The organism is Denitrovibrio acetiphilus DSM 12809, assembly GCF_000025725.1.
Taxonomy (GTDB): domain Bacteria; phylum Chrysiogenota; class Deferribacteres; order Deferribacterales; family Geovibrionaceae; genus Denitrovibrio; species Denitrovibrio acetiphilus.
This window is the reverse complement of record NC_013943.1, coordinates 118,424-130,477: the sequence shown is the minus strand read 5'-3', so window position 1 is coordinate 130,477 and position 12,054 is coordinate 118,424. Positions and strand designations below refer to the sequence as shown.

The 12,054-nt window shown below is 44.1% G+C and carries 8 protein-coding genes; 3 read left to right on the top strand and 5 right to left on the bottom strand.

Translation table 11 applies throughout. The annotated features are described in order from the left end of the window. Positions 1–1,182 (bottom strand): multidrug effflux MFS transporter, encoded by a 1,182-nt coding sequence (locus DACET_RS00645; RefSeq protein ID WP_013009482.1) that lies wholly within the window; start codon positions 1,180–1,182, stop codon positions 1–3. 710 nt (positions 1,183–1,892) lie between these two features. Between DACET_RS00645 and DACET_RS00640 the strand changes: the two genes are divergently transcribed. The 3 genes from DACET_RS00640 to DACET_RS00630 are packed head-to-tail and all read left to right on the top strand — an operon-like array spanning position 1,893 to position 5,973. Next, on the top strand, positions 1,893–2,705 hold the full coding sequence (locus tag DACET_RS00640; protein ID WP_013009481.1) for an electron transfer flavoprotein subunit beta/FixA family protein: 813 nt from the start codon (positions 1,893–1,895) through the stop codon (positions 2,703–2,705). A gap of 14 nt (positions 2,706–2,719) precedes the next feature. Then, on the top strand, positions 2,720–4,042 hold the full coding sequence (locus tag DACET_RS00635) for an FAD-binding protein (protein WP_013009480.1): 1,323 nt from the start codon (positions 2,720–2,722) through the stop codon (positions 4,040–4,042). Continuing rightward, the gene (locus tag DACET_RS00630; protein WP_013009479.1) at positions 4,042–5,973 is read left to right on the top strand and encodes a (Fe-S)-binding protein; all 1,932 of its coding nucleotides are present in this window, start codon (positions 4,042–4,044) and stop codon (positions 5,971–5,973) included. The genes DACET_RS00635 and DACET_RS00630 overlap by 1 nt, the downstream gene beginning before the upstream one ends. Positions 5,974–6,040: 67 nt before the next feature. Here DACET_RS00630 and DACET_RS15265 read toward each other — a convergent pair whose 3' ends face one another. The 4 genes from DACET_RS15265 to DACET_RS00610 are packed head-to-tail and all read right to left on the bottom strand — an operon-like array spanning position 6,041 to position 12,054. Beyond that, positions 6,041–6,622 (bottom strand): response regulator transcription factor, encoded by a 582-nt coding sequence (locus tag DACET_RS15265; RefSeq protein ID WP_013009478.1) that lies wholly within the window; start codon positions 6,620–6,622, stop codon positions 6,041–6,043. Next, the gene (locus tag DACET_RS00620) at positions 6,622–7,974 is read right to left on the bottom strand and encodes an HlyD family type I secretion periplasmic adaptor subunit (protein ID WP_013009477.1); all 1,353 of its coding nucleotides are present in this window, start codon (positions 7,972–7,974) and stop codon (positions 6,622–6,624) included. Before DACET_RS00620 ends, DACET_RS15265 begins: the two co-directional genes overlap by 1 nt. Then, positions 7,971–10,118, bottom strand: a complete 2,148-nt coding sequence (locus tag DACET_RS00615) for a type I secretion system permease/ATPase (protein WP_013009476.1) — start codon at positions 10,116–10,118, stop codon at positions 7,971–7,973. The genes DACET_RS00620 and DACET_RS00615 overlap by 4 nt, the downstream gene beginning before the upstream one ends. Continuing rightward, on the bottom strand, positions 10,111–12,054 hold the full coding sequence (locus DACET_RS00610; protein WP_013009475.1) for a bifunctional diguanylate cyclase/phosphodiesterase: 1,944 nt from the start codon (positions 12,052–12,054) through the stop codon (positions 10,111–10,113). The genes DACET_RS00615 and DACET_RS00610 overlap by 8 nt, the downstream gene beginning before the upstream one ends.

Here is a 12,054-nt window from a genome sequence, read left to right as displayed (position 1 = left end):
TCAGTTCTCGGGATTCAGAGTTTTTTCTATCCAAAGCCATAGGATAAGCACGACAGCAGACGTAAGCGCTGTTAATGAACCGTAGAAAAGAACAGGGTCTGCCCAGTGCAGAGTCACAAACGACATGGCAACGGCACCTGATATAAACTGATAGAAAACCAGAAAAGAAGACGCAGAACCAACATCAGTTTTCACGAGACCAAGTATCAACGAACCACTCAGAGGTCTGCTCACACCAACCGAATATGAAAACAGTGCCATGAATATAAAAAAGAAGAGATAGTGCAAACCAGCAAATAAGATAACCCCAATCCCCCCAATCATACAGCCTATGATAGAAAAAGTTATTGTTCTTTTGTCACTGAGCTTTTTAACTATGCGCGGTGAAGAATATGCCCCCGCCATACTGCAAAGTGCATTTAATCCAAATAGAAGACCAAAGGCTCTTGCTGATAAACCGTGTATAGAGATGTAGTATATCGGTGAAAATGCTATAAAACCGTAAAATGGAAGAGGAAGAAGCCCCATACTTATGCTGGCAAACATAAATTCTCTGTTTTTGAAGTGCAGAGTATACCTTGTAAGCAGCTTCAACAGTTTTGTAGTAAGCTTTTCTGTAATAGATTCCTGAAAAAAGAATGTAATCATAAATGTTACGAAGACCAGAGCCCCCTGCGCAGCAAAGATAAACCGCCAGCTCGCAAACTCCAGCAGCATAGCACCTATCATAGGCGCTAACATCGGTGCAACAGCTACAATGGTCATAACATATGCCATCGCCTGCTGTCTCTCTCTGCCGGCAAATCTGTCACGTATAACCGCCATCACTATTGCGGACGGAGCGGCGGCTCCTGCACCCTGTATAATACGAAAGCCTATGAGCTGATAAGCATTCTGGGAGAAGGCGCACATAAACGATGAAATAACAAAAATCGCTAAACCAATAATAAGAACAGGTTTACGCCCATATTTATCAGAGAGCGGTCCGGCAAAAAGTATAGACACACTGAATGAGGCAAACCACAAAACCAGTGTCAGGTTTATCAGGTCTTTCCCAACGCCCCAGCTATCAGCTATCTGCGGAATTGCTGATAGGTACATGTCAGTTGATAGTGGTGGCGTCGATGCCAGCAGAGCGAGGAATGTTATAAATAAAGCTTTATTTTTCTCAAGATTAATCATTTGTATTTATATAGCACAAACAAGTAAATAAACAACGAATGATTTGTATAGAAATGTTTAGTTACCGAACTCACAAGAGATAATACAGTTAAAAATTCCAACAATTGTAATGTTTGATACCATCTTTTGTAGGACATAGAAACCACACAAAAGATACAGTAGTATTTTATTTTTACTCAAAAACATATAATATGCTGGTAAAAAAACAACTTTTAAAATTAACTTTTTAACGACAACTTACAATGCGTCATTCTAGCTTCGTTGTTAAACTTTTTTCTTAACGTATAATTTTGTATGAAATGTTGCACACATGAATATATGAAACAGCAGGATATTTCCATTAGCTTATATCTACAATAATTTAGCATACATATAATCTTTGATACCTTTAATACAACTGCGATTTTAAAACACAAACAGCATTATATTCTATATATTATATTTTCCTATATGTTATCCAGTTAATTTTTATAAAAAAAAATTTAAGTCGCAAAAAGATACATTGAATAGAAAAAACAATGCTCTGACAATGTATTTACATCATGGGCATTTACCCCTTCTCTGAACACCCTCCTACAAACAGGTTAACTTAAATTTACATTTTTGACTTTAATTCCGGTGTATGATACTAAAAATATGTATGACATTAATTATTACGATGAATTCTGATTTTTTATAAATGAACTTAATAATATAGGACGGTGTTATTAATGCTAGCTATCGCTTGTATCAAACAAGTACCGGATACCACTCAGGTTCAGATAGATCCTGTAACAAACACTCTTATCAGAGACGGTATCCCCTTTATCATCAATCCGTATGATACTCACGCTCTGGAGGAAAGCCTCCGGCTGAAAGATCAATACGGCGCAACCGTTGTCGTGCTCACTATGGGACCTCCTAATGCAGAGGCTGCCCTCCGTAAAGCTCTGGCACTCGGCGTAGACAGAGCAATACTCCTCTCCGACAGAGTCTTCGGCGGTGCTGATACTCTTGCCACTAGTAATGTCCTCACAGCAGCGATCAGAAAGCTTGCTGAAGAGGACGAGGTAGGTTTTGTTCTATGCGGTAAGCAGACTATTGACGGCGACACAGCTCAGGTCGGCCCAGGTATAGCCACACGCATGGAGATGGAACAGCTTACTCTGGTGGACAGGGTGGAAAATGTGGACTTTAACGCAAAAAAAACAACTGTACGCAGAAAGCTTGAGGGGCGTTACGAAAGAGTTGAGAGCAAACTCCCCGCTATGATAACTGTCGTACGTGAGATAAACAGACCCAGATACCCAACAGTGCCCATGAGGCTGGCATCAAGAAATGCAAAGGTTGAAGTATGGGACAACAACGTCCTTAAACTTGACGTTAGCACTATCGGTCTTAAAGGCTCGCCTACGTGGGTCAGCAAAATCTTCTCACCGGAAAGAGATAAGGGCGAAATAATCGGCGACGGTCTTACTAAACCGCAGGAAACAGCTCAGCTTCTCATAGACAAGCTTCTTGAGAAAGACCTTCTGAGTATATAAAGGGGTAATGTAAAATGGCAAAAGTTAAAAAACCAAGAGGCGTTGCAAGGCTCAAGCCCGATACCTGCATAGCCTGCGGAGCAAGGTGTGAAAGTGCCTGCCCTGTAGATGCCGTCACAATGGACGATAATGAATCACCCATTATAAATGAAGAAAAATGTATCGGCTGTGTGAAATGTGTAAAAGTATGTCCGGCGGATGCAATTTTCATGTACTTCACCGAAGAGGAACAGAAGATACTGGCCGAGCTTGAAAAAGCAGGTGCAGAACCGGAAGTTGAAGAACTCTCCGATGAGGACAAAGCTATTGCTGAGATGCTCAGACAGTACAACGGTGTGTGGGTCTTTGTGGAGCAGACAGAAGGCGAAGTTGCAGAAGTTTCATGGGAGCTTCTGGGCGAGGGGCGCAAACTCGCAGACAAGCTCAAAACCGAGCTGTGCGCTGTCGTAATAGGCGAAGGGGTCGAAGGTCTCTGCAAAGAGTCTTTTATATACGGAGCCGACAAAGTCTATACCATAGATGAACCTGTATTTAAATATTATCGCACACAGGCATATCACGAAGCGATGTGCGGACTGGTTGAAAAATATAAACCGGAGATAATTCTCATGGGCGCAACAGGCATGGGGCGCGACCTGGCAGGTGCAGTGGCAACAGAAGTTGCAACCGGACTCACAGCCGACTGCACAGGGCTGGACATCGACGACAAAGGTAATCTGATGCAGACCCGCCCTGCTTTCGGCGGGAACATCATGGCAACCATTATGTGCGACAAGCACAGACCTCAAATGTCTACTGTGCGCCCGCATGTTATGGACATGCCGGAAAGACAGGAAGGGAAATCCGGTGAGCTAATAAGAGAGACATCCAGCGTTAAAGAGGAGGATATATTCTCTAAAGTGCTGGAGATAATAAAAGATAAAGGACACTCAAACGAAGAGGACATTGCAGGTGCAGAGATCATTGTTTCCGGAGGGCGTGGAATGATGAACTCTGACAACTTCAAAATATTGCAGGAGCTCGCTGACGCAATAGGCGGAACAGTGGGCGCATCCAGAAGTGCTGTGGATGCCGGCTGGAAACCCCACTCACGTCAGGTAGGGCAGACAGGCAAAACCGTACGCCCGAAACTTTATATCGCCTGCGGGATCAGCGGAGCTATTCAGCACCTTGTGGGTATGCAGGACTCGGATGTTGTCATAGCCATTAACCGCGACAAAGAAGCACCCATCTTTGAGGTGGCAACATACGGCATCGTGGGTGACCTCTTCGAGATAGTTCCGGCTCTCACAAAGATTCTCGTACAGATGAAAAGTGAAAAAGCGAGGACAGCATAATGATCATTAATCATACATTATTTTATATAGTCTTTGCGGCTGCGATGCTCTTTTTCGCATACAGCTGCTACGTTAAATTCGGTCTGGTAGCCCTCGGGAAACCCGACAACAGAGGCGGAAGCTTAAAAAACATGTTCAGGGATGCGATAGGACAGACAAGGGTGATCAGAGGTCCATTCGGCATAAACCACGCCATGCTCTTCTGGTCATTCCTGATCCTTGTCATACTGAACGCAGAGTTCCTTATAAACGGACTCATCCCTGCTTTATCTTTCGGCCTGCTCCCGTCATGGCTTTATGCCCTGCTTATGAATATTTTTGACATGGTGTCCGTCCTTGTTCTGATAACAGTCGCTTTCGCCATGGCGAGAAAGCTGTTCTTCCCGCCATACCCTGAAGCTCGCTCATTTGAAGCTTTTGCAATCCTGGGTATGATCGGAACACTCATGATAGCCTTCTTCTTCATGCATGGGGCAGAGATTGCTATGGGGCACGCAAAATCAGCGAGCATTGTTTCAGGCATTATCGCAAATGGACTCGCCGGTGCATCACCTGAATATATGGAATCCTTCTATGCTTATTCATGGTGGGTACACGCTGTTGTGCTGCTGGTGTTCATGAACTATCTCCCATACAGCAAGCATATGCACGTTATCACGGCTCTGCCTAATGTTTACTTCAGAGCCAAAAGCAAACCTATAATCCCTAAAAGAGAAAAATTCGAAGACGGCAACACATACGGTGCAGGCAAAGCGGACGAATTCTCATGGAAAGATCTGCTGGACAGCTTCACATGCACAGAATGCGGACGCTGTCAGGACAACTGTCCTGCGAACCTCACCGACAAACCTCTTAACCCGAGGACACTGATACACACCATCAAGGACAACCTTAATGCCAACGGCAAAGGGCTGAAAACCGGCGATATAAAAGAACCTCTCATCGGCAATAGTGACTACTCTGTGGCAAAAGATACTATATGGTCATGCCTGACCTGCGCAGCATGTATGACTGCCTGCCCCGTTTTCATAGAACATGCGCCTAAGATAATCAAAATGCGCCGGAAACTGGTTGAAATGGATGCTGATTTCCCCGAAGAACTGCTGAACCTGTTTGAAAATCTCGAACAGCGAAGCAATCCATGGGGTATTGCTCCTTCCGACAGAACAAAATGGTGCAGTCTGCTCGACCTTAAAGAGTACAGTGACGACACTGAATATCTCTTTTACGTTGGATGTGCAGGCTCTTTCGACTCCAGAAGCAAACAGATTTCTCTGGCTCTCACGCAGATAATGGATGCAGCGGGGATATCATACGGTATCCTTGGGAAGGACGAGCTATGCTGCGGAGACAGCGCCCGAAGACTTGGTAACGAATACCTTTTTGAGCAGATGGCAAACCAGAATGTTGAGCTCTTTAAATCAAAAGGCGTCAGAAAGATCATCACCCAGTGCCCGCACTGCTTTACCACACTGAAAAATGACTATAAACAATTCGGAATAGAACTCGAAGTGATACACCACAGTGAGCTTATCAGCAAGCTAATCAAAGACGGCAGACTGAGGCTGAACCAGACTGACGAGAAGATAGTCTTCCACGATTCATGCTACCTCGGCAGGCATAATGATGTTTACGATGCCCCCCGTGATGTTATCACAGGCACAGGGGCAACAGTCCTTGAGATGGAACGTAACCATGACAAATCTTTCTGCTGCGGTGCCGGCGGAGGACGTATGTGGATGGAGGAAGACCTTGGAACACGTATTAATGTAGACAGAGTTAATCAGGCTCTGGAGACATCTCCTGATTCAATATGCGTTTCATGCCCCTACTGCATGACAATGTTCGAAGACGGACTTAAAGATGTCGGTAAAGAAGATATAAGAGTCCACGACATAGCAGAACTGACAGCTATGCGACTTACGAAATAGCCATTATATAAGTACGACTCGCAGCCCGCCTGAATTAATCAAGCGGGCTTTTTTTGCATTTGAAGATTTATTTCAGGCGGAGAGCCAGAGCGACCCTGTCACGGAGTCCGGTTTTATTGAATATTGATGTAAGATGCGCTTTTACTGTACGTACGGTTATGTCCATATTATCAGCAATCTCAATATTTGACTGCCCCTGCGCAACATAACGTGCGACTTCCATTTCTCTTTCAGACAGCATGGACATATCCCCAGCCCCGTTACTGTTTACATTTTCAGGTATAGCATTAATGAGTCTGTTAATGATCTCCGGAGGCATCCATACCTGACCAGAGCTGAGTGCATTCACTGCCATAACGAAATTGGCAGGCAGCATCAGCCTGTTGCCGTACCCCCTTACACCGAACCGCATAAGCTGCACAGCCTCTTCGTATTTAGGAGTTCCAACCAGAGCCAGCACAGAGCATTTCAGTTTAGTAAGGTCAAAGGGTTCAGTTTTAAGCATATCCGCAGCAACGACATCTTCATTGTTCGGCACACATTCAGAAATCATGTCTGCATAGCTTTTGAAACAGCGCACAACGCCATCACCAAAAACCTTTGTAAACCTTTCCTGTACAAACATATCCGTTGTGATGATAAAAACCATTATCTCTCCCTTAAAGCATTATATTTTGCCCGCAGGATAGGCTTCATGAGGTATTGCATAACAGTTTTCTTACCTGTAACAATATCCGCCATGACGGTCATACCAACCATGATGTCCTTTTTATCCTCATCATCACCCAGATAGCTCTTGTCTGTTTTTATCCTTACAAGGTAATAATGCTCCTGCTTCTCGTCAATAATGGTGTCGGCACTAATGTGCACGACTTCGCCGTCAAGCCCGCCGTATATAGCAAAATCATAAGCGGTAAGTTTCACCACTGCTCTTAGTCCGGGATAAATAAAGGCAATATCTGAAGGCTTTATCTTAGCCTCCACCAGTAGCGCATCGTCGTCAGGAACGATCTCCAGTATGTCCATCCCCGGTTTAACAACACCCCCTACGGTGTTCACCAGAAGCTGGTTTACTGTGCCGTCAACGGGACTTCTGACCTGTGCCCTGTTAACCCTGTCTTTCATGGCTACCTGAGTAGTGCTAACCCTTTTAAGCTCCGCAAGAGTTTCATTGAGCTCTTCCTGAGCAACACTTTTGTATTTGGCATAAGTTTCGTCTATCATACTTTTTGCTTCAATTATCTGAGACTGTATAGACCCCAGAGATTTTTCCAGAGATTCTATATCAGTTTTGTTTTCAAGCTCTTTCTGCTGTAATTGCAGATATTCAACTTCGGACACAAGCCCTCTGTCAAACATAGGTTTCGTCAGTCTCATCTCTCTCAATATCAGTTCACGGCTTGCCTTCAGATTTTTGAGCTTTGCCCTGGCATCCTGAAGTTCTATTTCCCGCTGGCGCGTACGTTCTTTCAGCGTTGCAATCTCACTGTCACGTCTCTCAAGATTAGTTTTATACAGCTTTCTCTCTTCATCTATAAGTTCCGGAAAGTTTTTATGCACATCGGGGTCAGGATTAAACTTTGAACCTTCTGATTCTGCACGCAGTCTGGACAGCTTGGCACGCAGCTCGTCCTCTTTCGATCTGCTCTCATTATATGAACTGCCAAACCCGGTATCATCTATAGTCACGAGAACCTGCCCTTTCTTAACATGTTCCCCTTCCTGAACATTTATCTTCTCTATGATACCGCCTTCAAGATTCTGTATAATCTGTATTTGACGTGAAGGGATAACACGCCCCATACCCCTTGTCATTTCGTCCACTTCTGCAATATTCGCCCAGATAATAGATGCGCATGTCAGAAAAGCTATTATGTATAATACCAGCGACATCTTAACCGGACTCTTCTGGAGCACAGCGGCATTCAGGCTTTTCATATAAGCGATATCTTTGGAGGAAACCCTGCTTTTCTTTTTTGAGCCGTTTGTATTTGATGTCATTTGCCTTTACCCAATTTCTGCAATACCTCGTTTTTAGGTCCGTCCATAACAACCTTTCCACTGTCCATAACAATAAGTCTGTCCACTATGGCAAGGATAGACGGTTTATGTGTGATAACTATAGTTGTTTTCCCCTCCGTAGCTTTTTTAAGGTTTTCTATAACCTTCGCTTCGGAAGTAAAATCCATAGAATTTGTAGGTTCATCCAGCAGAACGATCGGACTGTCTGTAAGCATTGCTCTTGCTACCCCCACAGCCTGCCGCTGACCGCCTGAAATATTTGCACCCCGTTCACCAACCCAGAGATCCAGCCCCATGGGGTGTCTGTCTGTAAATGAGTTTACGTTGCCTATCTTGACTGCTTCGATAATCTCTTCGTCATCCGACTGAGGTGCTTTGAAAACGATATTCTCACGCACACTGCCGGAAAACAGCGTAATATCCTGTGGCACATAACTTATGTTATGCCTGAGATCCGCAGGATCCATCTGTTGTATGTCTATGCCGTCTACAAAGACAGCGCCTTCTGTCGGCTCATAAAGCCCCAAAATAAGCTTGCTCAGTGTAGACTTCCCCGACCCTACCTGACCTATAACCCCGACCCTCTCTTTAGGATTAAATCTGAGGCTGATACCATCCAAAGCACTGTTAGTTTCATCAGGGTAGCTGAAACTAACATTTTTAAATTCGATGGAGCCCTTAAAAACAGGTCTGGACAGAAAGCTTTTCTTTTCAGGTCTCTCAACATCTTTTTCCATAAGGTCGTTAAGCGCATTAAGCGATGTCTTCATCTGCTGATAGTTGGAAAGAAGTGCCGCAACCTGCGACATGGGGGATATTGTTCTGGATGAAAGAATAACAGTAGCTATCAGACCACCCATTGTCAGCTCGCCTTCACGGATAAGGTAAACTCCAACAACAACTATCGCAACTGTGGCTAGCTGAGTAAAAAAGACTGATACAGTGGAAAGCGAACTGGACAGCATTCTGGAGCGAAGGCTTTTGCCTGCGATATCTCCGGTGCGCTCTTCCCACGACCACTGTACATTGCTGCTGGCATTGAATGCCTTTATGTTTTCCAGATTAGAAAGGGACTCAATGAGCAGTCCATTCTTTCTGGCGGAAGATTCGTATGTGCTTTCAATGCTTCTCTGAAGCGGCTTACGGACAATAAGGCTGTAGCCGAGGATAAGTATGATTATGGCGATAGGGACAAATACAAGTATGCCCGCAACGTATGATATGACCAGTAAAAATATTATGACAAAAGGGAAATCAATAAAAGCCACAAGAGCACTGGAGGAATAAAACGATCTGATACTGTCAAAATCTTTGATGTTGTTTGCAAATGAACCCACAGAACGGGGCTTTTCTCTCATCCTGATGTTCATAGCCTGCTCAAATATTTTCGAAGACAGGATAACGTCACTCTTCTTTGCTATCACTTCAAGAAAGTACGTTCTGATAAATTTAAGCAGCAGGTCGAAGGAATATATAATAAACATCCCGACAGCTAGTACCCACAGGGTGTCCACAGCATTGTGCGGAATGATCCTGTCATAAACATTCATAGTAAAAAGCGGACCGACGATAACAAAGATGTTGACTATCAGAGAAGCGAGAATCACATTTGCATAAATGCCTTTAAAACGCCACAATGTCCCGAAAAACCAGTTTTTATCAGAGGTTAACTCTTTCTCCTGATATTCGGGTCTGTTATCCAGATATATCTTTTTCAGAAAAAAAGCATATCCAAGATATTCTTCGTTAAGCTTGTCCAAAGTGATAGACTGAGCAACATCATCCATCTGCGGAACTATTATCTCAGCAGTACCGGATTCTTTATCTATTGCAGTAACAACACAGGCACTATCATCTTTCAGAAGGAGTATCGCAGGCAGTACCACAGAAGGTATATGTTTCAGCTTGCGCTTAACCAGACTCGTATTAAAACCGGCTCTGGCTGCAGCACGTGAAAAATTCGCTTTCCCGCCTTCCGTACTGAAAAGCTGCTGACGCACAGCAGATGGATCCATAGGCAGCCCATGTGACAAGGATTCTGCGGTTGCCGGTCTGTTGTTCAGCTTTGTAAGCAGAACCAGACACAGCATCAGCGGGTCTGTCTGAACGCTTTTATTACTCATTATTTTTACCCAAAGGGTTTATGCCGGCAACGCCGCGCCCTTGAAAATATTTTATATTATTATCCTCGAGTTTCTGCCGAAGTTCTTCACTATCTATTTTCGTCGCTATAAGCTTGATGCCCAGACTGTCCGTTATGGTTTGCAATGACTTAAGCGCTGCAGCAACGTCACCGTCTTCGGAGTTTATCAGATAATCATAGTCTACTTTCAGATAGTCAGGTTTTAACTGCTGAAGATTCTCCAGTGATTCCTGAGACATGGCAAACCTGTCGACACCGAATGTAAACCCCAGCCCTTTTATAAGCCCTGAAAAGTCCAGACATATATCAAGGTGATGCTTTATGGCGCTGTCAGAGATCTCAAAAGTTAACCTCTCCCTGAGATGTTTAGCTGAAACAAGCAGCTTTCTGAACCATGAAAACGCCCCTCTGTCATTCAGGAACATATCTGTGATATTTATAGCAAGAGTGTGTTCTTTGTTACCTGTCAGATAATCCACAGTTTTTTCAAGAACATACCTATCCAGACTGTTTGCAAGATTCAGGCTGATAACCATCGGCATAAAAAAGCCTGCCCGCTGGACTTTGCCGTCGCTGTCCACCATGTTTACGTATATCTCCTGATGGAGTTCTCCTCCGTCGGAAACTACAGGCTGAGAAGTCAGTATAAACCTGTCTTCCCCAAGAGCGGTTTCGATCATATGCTTCCACTCCATCTTTCCAAGCACAATATGAGAACCGTCATCAACATATCTTTCCACAGCTCCTGACTCTTTACTTTTGGCCAGAGTAACAGCATAGTCTACCTTAGAAAGCACCTTCCCCATATCCTCATCATACCGGTACGAGGCAGCACCGCAGAATACACCGAGGATGTCTTTAATTTCCTCTATTGATTTGATATAGTTGTTGATATTATCTGTTGCTGTTTTTGCCATAACAAGTGCCTCCGCTGTATCACAGCCAGGCAGAATAAGTGCAAATTCTCTATTGTTCAAACAGGCAGGAACAGAGTTTGGGACTTTTCCTGATATACTCTGCATCTCATCCACACAAAAAGAGAAAAGCTTTGATATAACACTATGACCGGCTTCAGCCGCAGCATCCTCCATCCCTTCAAAAGAGAGTATAACCACCTCTCCTGAAGAATTTTCGTTCTCAGCCTGAAGATACGCACTGAGCTGGCTTACAAAGTATTTCCTGTTGAAAAGCCCAGTCGACTGATCTTTATACAAAAGCTCCTGATAGTTCTTGAGAGTTTCAATTTCTCTGTTATATATTGCCTGCGCCTTTGAGACCATAGAGTTCATGGTTATGACAACCTGTTTCATCTCCGGCGTGGAGGGTATATTTTTGTTTATGATAAATTCGTTATTCTCGATTGCGGCAGCCTGCTCCCGAACCGCCCCAAGAGGACGAAAAATCAGCCTGAGTGCCATATGAGTCGCAGCTAGAGCAGACAAACCTATTATGACAAACCACATGCCGAGGTATTTAAATGAATCCCATAGACGAATGTATGAAAGTCCCGGATGACCTTTGACGCTCAGAGTGCCAAATATTGTCCAACCGCTGGATATTTGAGCCTCGGCAGGTATATTCTCAAAGTCAACCATACGTATAAAAAAACCAGGAACTCCTTCGATCACAGGTTTCTGTGAAATATCCCCAATGACTTTTCCTTCGGCATTTATGAGCTTTATCTCCTCATAATACCCGCCGTCGAACATTGCCCGCATCATCGTAACCATTGCCGCTTCGTCACCGGCTACGGTGCTGAGGGACAGAGAGAGGGAGTTAGCCGTATTTTTCGCATCAGAATAAAGCTGTGTCCTTACAAATTCTCTCGTACTGTCAAAATTAATTTTCAGAACCACAATGAGCATGACAACTAAAAGCAGTGTCACAAAAATCTGAATTTGCCTGAACAATGTCAT